General features: G+C 72.5%; 15 protein-coding genes and 1 pseudogene. 1 reads left to right on the top strand and 15 read right to left on the bottom strand.

Features of this window, described 5'->3' with window-relative positions; genetic code table 11:
• Positions 1-32: 32 nt before the first annotated feature.
• Complete coding sequence (locus IE241_RS28660) at positions 33-1,733, top strand: flavin monoamine oxidase family protein (protein WP_190024753.1); 1,701 nt, start codon at positions 33-35, stop codon at positions 1,731-1,733.
• A 53-nt stretch (positions 1,734-1,786) separates the two neighbouring features.
• On the opposite strand, the gene IE241_RS28655 is transcribed toward IE241_RS28660, so the two are convergent.
• The 15 genes and pseudogenes from IE241_RS28655 to ribD all read right to left on the bottom strand — a co-directional run bounded on the left by IE241_RS28655 (position 1,787) and on the right by ribD (position 15,643).
• Positions 1,787-2,479, bottom strand: a complete 693-nt coding sequence (locus tag IE241_RS28655) for a DUF5995 family protein (RefSeq protein WP_190024752.1) — start codon at positions 2,477-2,479, stop codon at positions 1,787-1,789.
• Positions 2,476-3,144 (bottom strand): annotated as a pseudogene (locus tag IE241_RS28650) (polysaccharide deacetylase family protein); the annotation flags it as partial. The pseudogene IE241_RS28650 and the gene IE241_RS28655, both read right to left, overlap by 4 nt.
• Before the next feature lie 48 nt (positions 3,145-3,192).
• Positions 3,193-5,598 (bottom strand): tetratricopeptide repeat protein, encoded by a 2,406-nt coding sequence (locus IE241_RS28645; RefSeq protein WP_229899937.1) that lies wholly within the window; start codon positions 5,596-5,598, stop codon positions 3,193-3,195.
• Positions 5,595-6,485: a S1 family serine peptidase gene (locus IE241_RS28640; RefSeq protein WP_190024751.1), complete on the bottom strand. Its 891-nt coding sequence runs from the start codon at positions 6,483-6,485 to the stop codon at positions 5,595-5,597. Before IE241_RS28640 ends, IE241_RS28645 begins: the two co-directional genes overlap by 4 nt.
• A 10-nt stretch (positions 6,486-6,495) precedes the next feature.
• Positions 6,496-6,801 carry a CU044_2847 family protein gene (locus IE241_RS28635; protein ID WP_190024750.1) on the bottom strand — a complete coding sequence of 102 codons (306 nt, stop codon included), beginning with the start codon at positions 6,799-6,801 and terminating at the stop codon, positions 6,496-6,498.
• A 135-nt stretch (positions 6,802-6,936) separates the two neighbouring features.
• Positions 6,937-8,046 (bottom strand): hemolysin family protein, encoded by a 1,110-nt coding sequence (locus tag IE241_RS28630; RefSeq protein ID WP_229899935.1) that lies wholly within the window; start codon positions 8,044-8,046, stop codon positions 6,937-6,939.
• Complete coding sequence (locus IE241_RS28625) at positions 8,043-9,374, bottom strand: hemolysin family protein (RefSeq protein WP_190024789.1); 1,332 nt, start codon at positions 9,372-9,374, stop codon at positions 8,043-8,045. Before IE241_RS28625 ends, IE241_RS28630 begins: the two co-directional genes overlap by 4 nt.
• Positions 9,375-9,605: 231 nt before the next feature.
• The gene (locus IE241_RS28620) at positions 9,606-10,070 is read right to left on the bottom strand and encodes a PH domain-containing protein (protein WP_229899933.1); all 465 of its coding nucleotides are present in this window, start codon (positions 10,068-10,070) and stop codon (positions 9,606-9,608) included.
• Between the two features lie 48 nt (positions 10,071-10,118).
• Positions 10,119-10,967, bottom strand: coding sequence for an ATP phosphoribosyltransferase (gene hisG / locus IE241_RS28615; protein WP_190024749.1), 849 nt, complete (start codon positions 10,965-10,967; stop codon positions 10,119-10,121).
• 80 nt (positions 10,968-11,047) lie between these two features.
• The gene (locus IE241_RS28610) at positions 11,048-11,317 is read right to left on the bottom strand and encodes a phosphoribosyl-ATP diphosphatase (protein WP_058047755.1); all 270 of its coding nucleotides are present in this window, start codon (positions 11,315-11,317) and stop codon (positions 11,048-11,050) included.
• Between the two features lie 34 nt (positions 11,318-11,351).
• On the bottom strand, positions 11,352-11,837 hold the full coding sequence (ribH, locus tag IE241_RS28605) for a 6,7-dimethyl-8-ribityllumazine synthase (RefSeq protein WP_190024748.1): 486 nt from the start codon (positions 11,835-11,837) through the stop codon (positions 11,352-11,354).
• 83 nt (positions 11,838-11,920) lie between these two features.
• Entirely contained in the window at positions 11,921-13,249 is a 1,329-nt protein-coding gene (locus tag IE241_RS28600) for a bifunctional 3,4-dihydroxy-2-butanone-4-phosphate synthase/GTP cyclohydrolase II (protein WP_190024747.1), read from the bottom strand.
• Positions 13,246-13,899 (bottom strand): nicotinamide mononucleotide transporter family protein, encoded by a 654-nt coding sequence (locus tag IE241_RS28595; protein ID WP_190024746.1) that lies wholly within the window; start codon positions 13,897-13,899, stop codon positions 13,246-13,248. Before IE241_RS28595 ends, IE241_RS28600 begins: the two co-directional genes overlap by 4 nt.
• On the bottom strand, positions 13,896-14,513 hold the full coding sequence (locus IE241_RS28590) for a riboflavin synthase (RefSeq protein ID WP_190024745.1): 618 nt from the start codon (positions 14,511-14,513) through the stop codon (positions 13,896-13,898). Before IE241_RS28590 ends, IE241_RS28595 begins: the two co-directional genes overlap by 4 nt.
• Positions 14,514-14,515: 2 nt before the next feature.
• On the bottom strand, positions 14,516-15,643 hold the full coding sequence (ribD, locus tag IE241_RS28585; protein WP_229899931.1) for a bifunctional diaminohydroxyphosphoribosylaminopyrimidine deaminase/5-amino-6-(5-phosphoribosylamino)uracil reductase RibD: 1,128 nt from the start codon (positions 15,641-15,643) through the stop codon (positions 14,516-14,518).
• Positions 15,644-15,798: the final 155 nt, after the last annotated feature.

The following is a 15,798-nucleotide window of genomic DNA, read 5'->3' as shown; positions in this document are numbered from 1 at the left end:
CAACCCCCACTTTTCGCAGGAGAGTTCAGCCGATGACGTCCATGGTGCCCACCGCCGCCCACGACGAGCCGTCGGAGCCGGCCCTGCCGCCGATCACCATGGTCGGCCCGGACTTCCCCTTCCCCTACGACGACTTCCTCGCCCACCCGGCGGGCCTCGGGCAGATACCGGCGACCGAGCACGGCACCGAGATCGCCGTCATCGGCGGCGGCCTGTCGGGCATCATCGCCGCCTACGAGCTGATGAAGATGGGCCTCAAGCCCGTCGTCTACGAGGCCGACAAGATCGGCGGCCGGCTGCGCACCGTCGGCTTCGAGGGCTGCGACCCCTCGCTGACCGCCGAGATGGGCGCGATGCGCTTCCCCCCGAGCTCCACCGCGCTGCAGTACTACATCGACCTGGTGGAGCTGGAGACCAAGCCCTTCCCCAACCCGCTGGCGCCCGACACCCCGTCGACCGTCGTGGACCTCAAGGGCGAGTCGCACTACGCGCACACCATCGACGACCTGCCCCCGGTCTACCGCGAGGTCGCCGACGCGTGGAACGCCTGCCTGGAGGAGGGCGCGGATTTCTCCGACATGAACCGCGCCCTGCGCGAGCGCGACGTGCCGCGCATCCGGGAGATCTGGGCGAAGCTGGTCGAGAAGCTCGACAACCAGACCTTCTACGGCTTCCTGTGCGAGTCGGAGGCGTTCAAGTCCTTCCGGCACCGTGAGATCTTCGGCCAGGTCGGCTTCGGCACCGGCGGCTGGGACACCGACTTCCCCAACTCCATCCTGGAGATCCTGCGGGTCGTCTACACCGAGGCCGACGACCACCACCGCGGCATCGTCGGCGGCAGCCAGCAGCTCCCGGAGCGGCTGTGGGCCCGCGAGCCGGAGAAGATCGTCCACTGGGCGCCGGGCACCTCGCTGTCCTCGCTGCACGGCGGCGAGCCGCGCCCGGCCGTGACCCGTCTGCACCGCACCGCGGGCAACGGCATCACCGTCACCGACGCCTCCGGCGACATCCGCACCTACAAGGCGGCGGTCTTCACCGCCCAGTCGTGGATGCTGCTGTCGAAGATCGCCTGCGACGACTCGCTGTTCCCCATCGACCACTGGACGGCGATGGAGCGCACCCACTACATGGAGTCCTCCAAGCTGTTCGTGCCGGTGGACCGGCCGTTCTGGCTGGACAAGGACGAGGAGACCGGGCGGGACGTCATGTCGATGACGCTCACCGACCGGATGACGCGCGGCACCTACCTGCTGGACGACGGGCCCGACAAGCCGGCCGTCATCTGCCTCTCGTACACCTGGTGCGACGACAGCCTCAAGTGGCTGCCGCTGTCGGCGAACGAGCGCCTGGAGGTCATGCTCAAGTCGCTCGGCGAGATCTACCCCAAGGTCGACATCCGGAAGCACATCATCGGCAACCCGGTCACCGTCTCCTGGGAGAACGAGCCCTACTTCATGGGCGCGTTCAAGGCCAACCTGCCGGGCCACTACCGCTACCAGCGGCGCCTGTTCACCCACTTCATGCAGGACCTCCTGCCCGAGGACAAGCGCGGGCTCTTCCTCGCGGGCGACGACATCTCCTGGACCGCCGGCTGGGCGGAGGGCGCCGTGCAGACCGCGCTCAACGCCGTGTGGGGCATCATGCACCAGTTCGGCGGGGAGACCGACCCGTCCAACCCGGGCCCGGGCGACCGCTACGACGAGCTCGCGCCCGTCGAGCTGCCCGAGGACTGACCCGGGCTCCCGGACCGAGGCCCCCCGAGCCCCCCAGCCCGGGGGGCCTCACCTCACCCCAAGGGCGTGAGCAGGCAGCGCCCCACCAGCCCGACGCTCGAATCGATCCGGCCGGTCAGCTCCTCGGCCACGTCGGGCAGGCCGCGCACCGCCCACAGCGCGCGGAAGGACGCCCACGCCCCGCGCCGCGCCGCCTGCAGGGACCACGAACCCACCAGGTGCGTCAGCGGATCGGCGACGTCCAGCAGATCCGGCCCGGGCATCAGATCCTCGCGGATCCGCTCCTCCATGGCGACCAGCAGCCCGCCCACCCGGTCGAAGTCGGCCTCCAGCAGATGGGGCCTGGCGCGCAGTGCCCGGCAGGTGTCGACGAGGGCCAGCGCGAGATCGTGCCCGATGTGGGCGTTGATCCCCGCCAGCGCGAACTGCAGGGGCTGGACGGCCGGGTGGCCCCGCAGCTGGAACAGCGGCCGCCAGCACGCCGGCGGCTGCCGGCCCGCCGCCGTGTGGTCGACGGCGGCCAGGTAGCGGGCTGCGAACCGCACGGCGAGCTCCGTGGCCGCGGCTCCGTCCGTGAACCCTCCGCCCCCTGCCTGCTCGGCGACCCGCTCCGTGACCCTCAGGTACACGCGGTTGAAGACGTGCACCCCGTCCCGCGGCGGCAGGGCCCCGTCCAGCATCCGCATCTGCGCCAGTACGTCCTCGATGCCGGCGGGTGCCGCGGGCTTCGCCCAAGTCAGCGTCATGCACACAGAGTGACACGCGAATACGCAGAGTAGGGATCCGTGACCGCTAGTTGACCGGAACGGATGAACGGGCAGGACCTCCCGGCATATGCGCGCAGGTCGGCGAAGCCGTACCCCCGCGCCCGCGCACCCGCGATGATCCGCGGCAGCGCCAGGGCGTCGAGCACGGGTCCGCCGTCGTCGCTGCCGATGTGCATCTGGATGACGGCCCCCGGCGTCAGCGCGTCCAGGGCGCGGCGGACGGCCCGGTCGGCGGTCATGCCCCCGGTCGCGCCGAGGTAGCCCTTGGTGTCGGCGGTGAACTCGATATCCGCGAAGCCCGGTGAGTTGACCAACGTGATCTTCTCCGGGGGCGCCTCGCTGTACGGGAAGCGGAAGAAAGGCAGCGGCTCCACCCTCCCGGCCCGCCGGATCGCCCGGTCCGCCCGCAGCACCTCCTCCTGCGCCTCCCGGGCGCCGATGCGGTCGAAATGCGGGTGGCTGTACGAGTGATTGCCCAGCCCGAACCCGCGCGCCGCCATGGCCCGCACGGCGCGGGGGTGCCGGTCGGCGAAGTCCCCCGTGGGGAAGAACGCCGCGGGCACGCGCAGGCGCGCGAGCGTACCGAGCACGTCCTCGATCCCGGCCTCGTCCCACGCTGCGTTGAACGTCAGCGCGACGACGGGACGGGTGGTCGGGTACGACTGCCGCGAGGAGCGCTCTGGCGGAAAGTCTCATGCTCCGTCAACGCCGGACGGGCGTGAGGCGGCACGCCGGGCCGCTTCACGGTAGAGCTCGGCGGCTTCGTCTCGGCGGCCCAGCTGTTCGAGGCAGTGGGCCTGGTCGTTGAGGCTCGCGACGGTGTCGGGGTGATCGCGGCCCAGCGTGCGCTCACGGCCTTCCGTCGCCTTCCGGTACGAGCCGAGTGCCTCCTTCCACCGGCCCAACCACCCCAGAGCGACCGCCATTTCCCGGCGGCTGGCGAGCGTGTCGGGGTGCAGCGGGCCGAGGATCCGCTCGCGGCCGGCGCAGACCACCCGGGCCTCGGCCAGGGCTTCCTCCCAGCGGCCGAGGCGCCCGAGACCGACCCCGCGGCCGTGCCGGGCGCGGAGGGTCCCCGAGGCCCTGCGGCCCTGCACGCGAATATAGGCGGCGACCAGGCCGTCGTAGGCGGCGAGCGCCTCCGCCGGGCGCCCCAGGCGCCCGAGGCAGACGCCCGCCTCGTAGCGGGCGGCGAGGGTGTCGGGGTGGTCGGGGCCGAGCGTGCGGCTCCGGGCCTCGGCGATACCGGCGTTCATCGCGTGAGCCGCTTCCCACCGGCCGAGCGAGCCGAGTGCGTAGCCGACCTCGTAGAGCGTGTCGAGGGTGTCGGCGTGTTCCGGGCCCAGCGTACGGGTGCGGGTGGCTGCGACCTCGGATGCCACGAGGTACCCCCTCTTCCGGTGCCCGAGCCGTAGAAGGCTGAATGCGAGGCGGTGCCGGCAGTACAGGGTGTCGGCGTGCTCGCGGCCCAGCGTGCGCTCTCGTACGGCGATGACCTTGGAGTGGATCCGGCAGGCCTCGAAGTGCCTCCCCAACTGGTCGAGGACATGGGCCATTTCCTGAAGCGTCGCCACCGTTTTCGGATGCGTGGGACCGAGCACGCGGGCGCGGGCCCCGGAGACTCGTCCGAAGAGAGGCAGGGCGTCGGTGTGGCGCCCCAGCCTGGAGAGCGCGACGGCGACTTCGTGCGAGCTCGCGAGGGTGTCGGGGTGGTCCGGCCCGAGCGCCTCCTCCTGCGCGGCCGCGACCTGCTGATGCTTCCGGAGCGCCAGGGACCACCTCCCTTCCCGGCCCAGTGCGAGTGCGAGGTCGTAACCGATACCGAGAACGTCACGCAACCACGGCGACACGTCAGCGCTGCCCGGCCGGGCAGAGGCATGCAAGACCCGCGAGGCGACGTCGGGCGACAGCAGTTCCTCGCGGGGGTTCCATTCGTCGCTGACGGCCGTGCGGACGAGCGTGAGGAACACGCCGGAGTCGATCGCGATCTCACCTGTGCCCTGCATACGACGGCACGCCTTCAGGGTCCCCCTCAGCAGCAGCGCTGCCGGATGATCCGCTCCGAGGCCGTCCGTGGTGATGCGGCCCGCCCTGAGGAGAGCGTCCTCCGCACGTTCCAGCAGAGCGGTGGACTGCGCCGCCCGGGCGAGGTCGAGCTCTGCGCACGCGTGGTTCGTCAGTGCCGTGATCGCGAGGGGATGATGGTCGCCGAGGCAATCGGAGGCCTGGCGCGCAGCTTCCCCCAGCATGCGTACCGCCCGGTCCAGCCGGGGCAGTTTCTTCGTCCGCCGTGCTGTCTCGAACTCCGCGCAGGCCAGATTGGCCACGGCGGCGACGGTCTGCGGGTGGCGGGCGCCCAGGTCTGCCGCCGCCCGGGCCGCGACGGTGGCCAGCACGTCGGTGACCTCCGCCATCCGCTGATGAGCCTGCAGCGACCGGGCCCACTCGAACTCCGCCGCGGTCCTGCAGATCAGTGCGTGGAGCTCTGCGGACGCGTGGCCGTGGGCCTCCGGGGGCTCCCGGTCGGCCTCGCGCAGCTCCTCGGCGGCCCGGCTCAGCTGTACGGGATCGTTGCTCCAGCGGGCGAGGACCAGCTCGACCGAGGAGAGGAGGCGGCGAACCTGACGGTTGCCGGTGTCACCGAGCGCCTGTCGCGCAGAGGCCACTGCCTCTTCAGCCTTGTCGACCTCACCGAGGCGGGCGCACACCGCGGCGAGATTGGCGTATGTCTCCGCCTGCACGTGCTGCTCTGAAGAGTGCTCCCGGGCGACCCGCAATGTGGACCACGCCAGCCTCGGCATCCCGAGGTCGACCATGCTCACGGCCAGTTTGTTCAGCGCGGAGGCCTTGGCGGAATGGCCGGGGGTGTCCGGCGACAGCAAGGGGGCAACGGCGTGCATCAGTACGCGCACGGCCTCGGCGTGCCGCTTCAGCGCCTGGAGGAGGGCTGCCAGGTAGCAGACGTCCTCGACCGCACCGGGCCGCTGCGCGACCAGATCGCGGAGCGCGGCAAGGTCGGGTGCCGGGAACCCGGCCCTGCCTTCGCCGGTTACCGCCGCCTCCGCCCGGCCGATCGCCTCCTGCAGCACATCCGTCACGAGGATTCGTCCCCCAACGCGATGTCGATCACGTTCTTGGCGATGTGCACCTGGAGACCCGTGACCTGCGCCGGGTCGATGAGACCGCGGGCCGACCACTCCTTGAGGGCGCTGAGCAGCGTCTCGCCCTTGGCGATCGCCGCCTCGACGGGCTCCGGCGCACCCGGCTTTCCGGCCGCTGCCTGTACGGCGTCAGGCGGCGGGATCCCCGCACCCGGCGCAGCGGACTGCTCCGTGTGCCCCACGGCCGGGACCGCCGCATTCGCCGGCGGTTCCAGCACCCGCAGCAGGTGCTCCGTCCGGAAGTACGGGAAACGCGCCATGACCTCCCGCAGCGGGACGGCGAACAGGACGTTCGCCGCGCGCTCCGGCGTCTGCCGGTCCGGGTACTGCTCGATGAGGATGCCCAGCAGCGCGGGCCCGCGCTCGGCCGTCGTCACCCGCTCGACCGGGCCGCCCGAGTATCCCGAGTAGTCGCCGAGCTCCTGCTCCGCGACGAGTTGGATGGCCTGTACGCGTCCGCCGCCCACGCACGTGTAGTCCACGGCGTCCTCGTCCACGTGCCCGCCCAGGGACGGGTCGCTGAGTGACGGCCGGTGCAGCCCGCGCCAGCGGTCGCCGCGCCGGGCGAGGTCGCCGGTCGGCAGGGTCAGCGGCACCCGCTCCGGTTCGAGGATCTCGATCAGCGCCAGGTCGGCCTCTTCGATGCGACGGCAGACGCGTCCGCCGATCACACTGCCGTTCTCGAGCCGCACCTCAAGAGTCTCACCGGCCAGATACCGCAGGCAGTGATCAGCCGTCAGAACGAAGCACCGCGTGAGCAGGAACCCCGCTCCCAGGGGCCGGTCCGCCTGGTACAGGTCGACCGCGTAGCCGGATCCGGGCACCGCAGGCCCCTCAGGTGCGTTCCACCGTCAGCGTGACCTCGAAGGACGCCTCCGCGGACGCCTTCGAGAGGATCACCCCGGCTTCGGCCGCGAGCGTCACCCCGAAAGTGACCTGAAGGCTGCCGACCCGCCAGCCCTCGCGCTCCGGGATCCGTGCGAGGGCGTCCTGCGCGATCGAGGACGCGGAGGTGATCGCCTGCTCCAGTTCCTCGGAGCGCTCCTCCAGGGAGGCGGTGCGGCGGGTCCGGCTGCTGATCTGCCGGGACCCTTGCGCGTCCAGTTCCACCGTCTCCACGCGGACCAGCGGCTCAGGCATGGCAGGCTCCCCCGATCCCTCCACAGGCTTCGCCGGCCGTGACGTGGCGGCCTGTTCAGCCTAGCCACGCTGACCACTGGCGGCAGGGGAATCGGGGGAGTGCCGGGCGGCACGAGCGGCCCGCCCGTGCCGCCCTCAGCTCGTCAGTACGCCGCTGCGCTCCCGGGGCTTGCGCGGGACCCGCGGGTCGGCGACCCGGACGGCCGTCGCCGGAACCTCCCGGTGGGCCGGGTCGCGGACCTCGCCGACCAGCTTTTCCAGGACGTCCTCCAGGGCCACCAGGCCCAGGACCCGGCCCGACGCGTCCGTGACCGCCGCCAGGTGGGCCGCGCCCCTGCGCATCACCGTCAGGGCGTCGTCCAGGGGCAGTTCGGCCCGGAGGGTCTCCACGCGGCGCCATACGTGCTGCGGCACCGCGCGGTCACGGTCCTCCAGGTCCAGGACGTCCTTGACGTGCAGGTAGCCCATGAACGTGCCGCCGGGTGCGCACACGGGGAAGCGGGAGTAGCCGGTGCGGACCGTCAGTTCCTCGATTCCGCGCGGGGTGATCGACGGGTCGACCGTGACCAGGGAGGCCCGGTCGAGGAGCACGTCGGTGACCGGGCGGCTGCCCAGCTCCAGGGCGTCCTCCAGGCGCTCCTGCTCGGCGCGCTCCAGCAGCCCCGCCTGGCGCGAGTCCTCGACCAGGTGGGTGAGCTGCTCGCTGGTGAAGACGGCCTCCACCTCGTCCTTGGGCTCGACGCGGAAGAGCCGCAGCACGCCGTGGGCGCACGCGCCCAGCAGGCGGGTGACCGGCCGGCAGACCCGTGCGAAAGCCACCAGCCCCGGGCCCAGCCACAGCGCTGCCCGGTCGGGCGCCGACATGGCCAGGTTCTTCGGCACCATCTCGCCGATCACCAGGTGCAGGAAGACCACCACGGCGAGCGCGATCACGTAGCCCAGCGGATGGATCAGCCCCGCGGGCGTACGGGCCGCCACGAAGACGGGCTCCAGCAGCGCGGCCACCGTCGGCTCGGCGACCGCGCCGAGCGTCAGCGAGCAGACCGTGATGCCGAACTGGGCGGCGGCCATCATCTGGGGCAGGTTCTCCAGGCCGGTCAGGACCGTACGGGCCCGCCCCGAGCCCTCCGCGGCCTTGGGTTCGATCTGGCTGCGGCGCACGGACACGAGTGCGAACTCGGCGCCCACGAAGAAGCCGTTGGCGAGCACCAGCAGCGCGGCGAAGAGGAGTTGCAGCACGCTCATCGCGCGTCCCCCCTGACCGTGAGGGCGCGCGCGAACCGGACCCGCTCGGCCCGGTGGTGGGCGACCCGGCGCACCGAGATCCGCCAGCCGGGCAGCTCGGCGGTGTCACCGGCCGCGGGGATGCGGCCCAGCAGCCCGGCGACGAGCCCGGCGACGGTCTCGTACGGGCCGTCGGGCGCCTCCAGGCCTATGCGGCGCAGGGCGTCGACGCGGCAGCCGCCGTCGGCCTCCCAGCCGGTGCGTCCGTCCTCGCAGGCCACGGGGGCCAGTTCGGGACGGTCGGCGTCCTCGGCGTCGTGCTCGTCGCGGACCTCGCCGACGAGCTCCTCGACGATGTCCTCCAGGGTCACCACGCCCGCCGTACCGCCGTACTCGTCGACGACGACGGCTATCGGCTGCCCGCTGCGCAGCTGCTCCAGCAGCGGCTGCACGGGCAGCGTGCCGGGGACGAGCATCGGGGGGACGGCGATGCGCCCGACGGGGGTGCGCAGGCGCTCTTCGGAGGGGACCGCCAGGGCGGCCTTGAGGTGGACCATGCCGGTGATGTCGTCCAGGCGCTCCCGGTAGACGGGGAAGCGCGACAGGCCCGTGGCGCGGGTGAGGTTGAGGACGTCCTCGGCGGTCGCCGAGGACTGCAGGGCGCTGACCTTCACGCGGGGCGTCATCACGTGCTGGGCGGTGAGGTCGCCGAGCGAGAGGGTGCGGACGAAGAGGTCGGCGGTGTCCTGCTCCAGGGCGCCGGCGCGGGCCGAGTGGCGGGCCAGGGAGACGAGTTCGCCCGGGGTGCGGGCGGAGGCCAGCTCCTCGGCGGGCTCGACGCCGAGGGCCCGGACGAGCCGGTTGGCGACCGCGTTCAGCAGGGTGATCACGGGCCGGAAGAAGTGGGCGAAGGCGTGCTGCGGGCCGGCGACGAACCGCGCGACCTGCAGGGGCCGGGAGACCGCCCAGTTCTTGGGCACGAGCTCGCCGATGACCATCTGCACGGCCGAGGCCACCAGCATGCCCGTGACGACGGCGGCGCCGGGCGCGGCTCCCGCGGGCAGGCCGGCGGCGCCGAGCGGCCCGGTGAGCAGCCGGCCCAGGGCGGGCTCGGCCAGCATGCCGACGACCAACGAGGTGATGGTGATGCCCAGTTGGGTCCCGGAGAGCTGGAAGGAGAGCTCGCGCAGGGAGGCGACGACGGTGCGGGCCCGGCGGTCACCGCCGGCCGCGGCCCGTTCGGCCTCCGGCTTCTCCACGGTCACCAGGCCGAACTCGGCGGCGACGAAGAAGCCGTTCGCCAGGATGAGGAAGAGTGCTGCCGCGAGCAGCAGCAGGGACACGGTGATGCTCATGCCGCCGCCTTTGTGGGACGGGCGGCGGCGCGGGTACTACAGGACGATCCGTCCATTGCCGGAGGGAGTCACTCCTCGGGTCGCAGGTGCCCCGCGGGCCGCGCTGTTCACGGCCGTTTCCTCGTGCGGGGCGGGGCATGGGTGTGCCCGTGGCACCAGAGTAATCAAGGAACCCCGGTTACACGCGGGCCGCCCGGCCGTGGACCCGGCCCGGGACGAAGGCGATCAGGTGGCGGAGTGCCCCGTGCCGTGCTCCTCCACCAGGGCGCGCAGGGCCCGGGCGTTGGCGACGGCCTGCTCCTTGGCGATGCCGGGCTGGATGCCCATGGCCGGCAGGCTCGTGCCGTCGGCCAGGTCCAGATGGACCCAGGCGTCGCCCGGTCGCAGGGTGACCCGGACGATCTGGGCCCACGCCAGCTGACGCTTCGTGGTCAGGTTGACCACGGTGACGCCGTCGCGGGTGGCGACCACCTTGGGCCGGCTGAGCAGCCCGAGGAAGGCGAAGACGAGCAGGCCGGTGCCGATGAAGGAGGCCCGGTCCCCGGCCGTGGCCGTGTCGAGCAGGAAGGACACCGCCGTGAGGACGGCGAGCAGGGCCGTGCCCAGGCTCATCAGCACGATCCGGGTGCGGGTCGGGCGGAAGGTGACCGGGAGCCCGGGCAGGCCGGACGGGGATGCGGGCGTGGACACGTCGCTGGTGCTCTCTGGTGCTCTCGCTGGGTGGAGGGGCCGGGCCGGTCAGAGGCGGCAGGCGTGGATGTTGGTGGTGAGGATGGCGCGGGCACCCAGCTCGTACAGCTCGTCCATGATGCTCTGGGCGTCGCTGGAGGGGACCATCGAGCGGACCGCGACCCAGCCCTCGTGGTGCAGGGGGGAGACGGTCGGCGACTCCAGGCCGGGGGTGAGGGCGACGGCGCGCTCGACGTGCTCCACCCGGATGTCGTAGTCCATCATCACGTACCGGCGGGCGACGAGGACGCCCTGCATCCGGCGGAGGAACTGCTGCACCTTGGGGTCGTCGGCGGGGGCGCCGGAGCGGCGGATGACGACGGCCTCGGACTTCAGGATCGGCTCGCCGATGATCTCCAGGCCGGCGTTGCGCAGGGTGGTGCCGGTCTCGACCACGTCCGCGATGATCTCGGCGACGCCGAGCTGGATGGCGGTCTCGACCGCGCCGTCGAGGTGGACGACGGCGGCGTCGACGCCGTTGTCGGCGAGGTGCTTGGTGACCAGGCCGGAGAAGGAGGTGGCGACGGTCATGCCGCCGAACTCGCTGACGTCCCTGGCCGTGCCCGGCCGGGTGGCGTAGCGGAAGGTGGAGCCGGCGAAGCCGAGCTGCATGATCTCCTCGGCCTGCGAGCCGGAGTCCAGCAGCAGGTCGCGGCCGGTGATGCCGATGTCGAGCTTGCCGGAGCCCACGTAGACGGCGATGTCGCGCGGGCGGAGGAAGAAGAACTCGACGTCGTTGGCCGAGTCGACGAGGACGAGCTCCCTGCGGTCCTTGCGCTGGCGGTAGCCGGCCTCATGGAGCATCGCCGACGCAGGCTCGGAGAGAGAACCCTTGTTGGGAACGGCGATGCGCAGCATGAGGTCGGTTTCCTTCGTGCGTGGGGATGTGCGGATGTAGGGAGGAACTGCGATGGCACCGGGGGCCGGTGCCGGCGGGGTCAGAGGTGGGAGTAGACGTCGTCCAGGGAGATCCCGCGGGCGACCATCATCACCTGAACGTGGTACAGCAGCTGGGAGATCTCCTCGGCGGTGGCGTCGGCGCCCTCGTACTCGGCGGCCATCCACACCTCGGCGGCCTCCTCGACCACCTTCTTGCCGATGGCATGGACGCCCTTGCCCACCAGCTCTGCGGTGCGGGAGGTGGCGGGGTCGCCGTCGGCCTTCTGCTGGAGCTCTGCGAACAGCTCCTCGAACGTCTTCTTGGACATGGTGCGTCCTACCCTACGGGGTCCGCCCCCGCTGTCAGTGCCAGGGCTCGGACACCGAGCGCAGAAGTACCGCCGTGGCGACGGCGGCGGTGACGGCCTCGTGGCCCTTGTCCTCGTTCGAACCCTCAAGGCCGGCCCGGTCCAGGGCCTGGGCGTCGTCGTCACAGGTGAGGACGCCGAAGCCGACGGGGACGCCGGTGCCGACGGCCACCTGGGTGAGGCCCTGGGTGACGCCCTGGCACACGTAGTCGAAGTGCGGGGTGCCGCCGCGGATGACGACGCCGAGGGCGACGATCGCGTCGTAGCCGCGGCCGGCGAGGACCTTGGCGGCGACGGGCAGCTCCCAGCTGCCGGGCACACGCAGCACGGTGGGCTCGTCGATGCCGAGGTCGTGCAGCGCGCGCAGGGCGCCGTCGACCAGGCCGTCCATGACCTTCTCGTGCCACTGCGCGGCGATCACGGCCACCCGCAGGTCCTGGCAGTTCTTCACACTCAGCTCGGGGGCGCCCTTGCCGCTCACGTTCCACTCTCCTCGTTCGGTGTGATGCTGATGCGTTTACTGGTGATGCGTGTACTGGCTGATTCGTCTACTGGCTGATTCGTCTACTGGTTGTCGCAGGCGGCCACGTGCGCGCCGTCCAGCCAGGGCAGGTCGTGGCCCATGCGGTCCCGCTTCGTGCGCAGGTACCGCAGATTGTGCTCCCCGGCCTGCACGGGCACGGGCTCGCGGCCGGTGACCTTCAGCCCGTGGCGGACCAGGGCCGTGCTCTTGTCGGGGTTGTTGGTCATCAGCCGCAGCGAGCGGACCCCCAGGTCGGCGAGGATCTCCGCGCCGGCCGCGTAGTCCCGGCCGTCCGCGGGCAGGCCCAGTTCGAGGTTGGCGTCGAGCGTGTCGCGGCCGTCCTCCTGCAGCTCGTAGGCGCGCAGCTTCGGCAGCAGACCGATGCCGCGGCCTTCGTGCCCGCGCAGGTAGAGGACGACGCCGCCCTCGGCGGCGATGCGCTCCATGGACGCCTGCAGCTGCGGGCCGCAGTCGCAGCGCAGCGAGCCGAACACGTCGCCCGTGAGGCATTCGGAGTGGACCCGCACCAGCACGTCCTCGCCGTCACCGAGGTCACCGGCCACCAGGGCGATGTGCTCGACGCCGTCGGCGGTCGAGCGATAGCCGTGGGCGCGGAATTCGCCGGAGGCGGTGGGCAGCCGGGTGACCGCCTCGCGGCGGACGCCCGGGGCCGCGGAGGCCTGCGGAACTGCGGCCTCCGTGGCCTCCGCCGCCCGGCGGTAGGCGATCAGGTCCTCGATGGAGATGATCGCGAGGCCGTGCTTGCGGGCGAAGGGGATCAGCTCGGGCAGCCGCAGCATCGCGCCGTCCTCGCCGGCGATCTCCACGATCGCGGCGGCGGGGCGCAGCCCGGCGAGCCGGGCGAGGTCGGTGCCGGCCTCGGTGTGGCCGTTGCGGGCGAGGACGCCGCCGGGCTTGGCGCGCAGCGGGAAGACGTGGCCGGGCCGGACGAAGTCGCCGGGGACGGCGGCCGGATCGGCGAGCAGGCGGATGGTGACGGCGCGGTCCGCGGCGGAGATGCCGGTGTCGGTGCCGTGCGCGTGGGAGGCGTCGACGGAGACGGTGAAGGCCGTGCGCATGGACTCGGTGTTGTCCGCGACCATCTGCGGCAGGTCGAGCCGGGAGACGTCGTCCTCCTCCAGCGGGACGCAGATCAGCCCGCGGCACTCGCTCATCATGAAGGCGACGATCTCGGTGGTGACCTTCTCCGCGGCCACGACGAGGTCACCCTCGTTCTCGCGGCTCTCGTCGTCCACGACGACGACCGGTCGGCCGGCGGCGATGTCGGCGATGGCGCGCTCGACGGAGTCGAGGGCGAACTCCCCGGCCTCACCCGCCATCGGCCAGTTCTCCGTGTCCAGAACGGTCATGCTGCTGCTCCTTCCAGTGCGGGCTTCACGCTCTCGCGGGAGCGCAGCCACCAGTCGCGCATGCCCCACAGGACCAGGGCGAAGTAGATGACGTAGACGAGGCCGGAGAAGGCGAGGCCGCTGCTGAACGCGAGCGGGACGCCCACGACGTCGACCAGCAGCCAGGCCACCCAGAACTCGACCAGCCCGCGGGCCTGGGCCACCATCGCGGCGAGCGTGCCGACGAAGATGTAGGCGTCGGGCCAGGGGTTCCAGGACAGCTCCGGCACGGCGGTGAACAGGGCGCCGACGGCCAGCGTGCCCAGCGCCGTGCCGGCCAGCAGCACCGTGCGCTCGCGCCAGCCGGCGAAGCGGACGGCGATGGAGCCGTCCTGGGCCTGCCGCCTGCCGCGGTGCCACTGCCGCCAGCCCCACAGGGCGACGCCGATCACGAGGAGCTGCTTGCCGACGCCGCCGCTGAGGTGGGCCGAGGCGTACGCGGCGACGAGGATGACGCCGGAGAGGAACTGGACGGGCCAGGTCCATATGGAGCGCCGCCAGCCGAGGGCGAGCGCGGCGAGGCCGATGGTGTTGCCGATCGCGTCGGACCAGATGACGTGCTGCCCGAAGACGCCGAACGCCTCGCCGCCCAGCCAGTCGAGAGCGCTCATGCGACGGTCTCCCCGGAGATACGGGCGGGCGTGCCGAGCAGCCGCTCCACGTACTTGGCGAGGACGTCCACCTCCAGGTTGACGAGGTCGCCGGGCTGCTTGATGCCGAGCGTCGTCAGTTCGAGGGTGGTGGGGATGAGGCTGACGGTGAAGAAGTCGTCGCCGGCCTCGACCACGGTCAGGCTGATGCCGTCGACGGTGATGGAGCCCTTGTCGACCACGTAGCGGGAGAGCCCGGCCGGCAGGCCGATCTTCACGATCTCCCAGTGCTCGCCGGGGATCCGCTCCAGCACGGTGCCGGTGCCGTCGACGTGGCCCTGGACGAGGTGGCCGCCGAGGCGTCCGCCGAGGGCCATGGGGCGTTCGAGGTTGACGCGCGACCCGGAGACGAGGGAGCCCAGGCTGGAGCGCTTGAGGGACTCGGCCATCACGTCCGCGGTGAACTCGCCGTCGGCGGTCTCCACGACGGTGAGGCAGACGCCGTTGACGGCGATGGAGTCGCCGTGCTTGGCATCCTGGGTGACGATCGGGCCGCGGAGCCGGAAGAGGGAGCTGTCGCCGAGGTTCTCGACGGAGACGACCTCGCCCAGTTCTTCGACGATTCCGGTGAACACTGTCAGTTCTCCTCAGGGGCGGTGGCGGAAGCGGTGGGGACTGCGGTGATCCGCAGGTCGGGGCCGAGCCGGGCGACGTCGGTCACCTCAAGGCGCAGGGCCCGGGCGATGGTGCCGATGCCGGCGTCGCCGAGGGCGGCAGGTCCGGCACCGAGCAGGGCGGGGGCCAGATAGCCGACGACGCGGTCGACGGCACCGGCGGAGATGAACGAGCCGGCGAGGGCGGGGCCGCCTTCGAGCAGTACGGAGCGGACGCCGCGCGCGTGGAGCTCGCCGAGCAGGGCGTGTACGTCGAGGCCGCCGTGCCCGCCGCCGTCGGCCCCGGCGCGGGGCAGGCGCACGACGTCGACGCCGGGCAGGTGGGTGGTGTCGGCGTGCTCGCCGACGGCGATCAGGGTCGGTGCCGCGTCGTCCAGGACGCGGGCGCCGGGGGTGACCGAGGCGTGCGTGTCGACGACGACGCGCAGCGGCTGTACGGCGTCTTCGTGGTCCCGCACGGCCAGGTGCGGGTCGTCGGCGCGCAAGGTGCCCGAGCCGACCACGACGGCGTCGGCCTCGGCGCGCAGCCGGTGGACGTCGGCGCGGGAGTCCGCGGAGGTGATCCAGCGGCTGGTGCCGTCGGCGGCGGCGCTGCGCCCGTCGAGCGTGGCGGCGTACTTCCACAGCACGAAGGGGCGCCCGTGCAGCACCGAGGTGAGCCAGGCGGCGTTGCCGGCGGCGGCCTCGTCGGCGAGGAGGCCGCCCTCGGTGTCGACGCCCGCGGCGGCCAGGGTGGCCGCGCCGCCGGTGGCATCGTCGGTGGGGTCGGCGACGGCGTAGACGACCCGGGCGATGCCGGCGGTGATCAGGGCCTGGGCGCAGGGGCCCGTGCGGCCGGTGTGGTTGCAGGGTTCGAGGGTGACGACGGCGGTGGCGCCGCGCACGTCGTGACCGGCGGCGGAGGCCGCGGCGAGGGCTTCGACCTCGGCGTGCGGCCCGCCGGCGCGGCGGTGCCATCCCTCGCCGAGGGCGGTGCCCTGCGGGTCGAGGATGACGCAGCCGACGACGGGGTTGGGGCTCGTCGCGCCAAGGGCGCGAGCGGCGAGCGCAATGGCGCGTCGCATCGCGTCTGCTTCGGTCGCGGTGGCCACCGGGTCCTCCTGCCTCTTCGGGCACGGACTCCGGGGCTGTCGTACGGGACGACGAAAGAAGCGGGTACGCCGCAACGGGGGACACCACGGCCCTTGCGGGGCCGTGCGGGAAGGGCCGCCCGGTGAGGGCGGACCACCTGCGACGGTGTGCCGAT

Origin of the sequence: Streptomyces hiroshimensis, assembly GCF_014650335.1 — a bacterium.
Classification (GTDB): domain Bacteria; phylum Actinomycetota; class Actinomycetes; order Streptomycetales; family Streptomycetaceae; genus Streptomyces; species Streptomyces hiroshimensis.
Note: the sequence above shows the minus strand (reverse complement) of the source record. Positions and strands in the feature narration are given on the sequence as shown.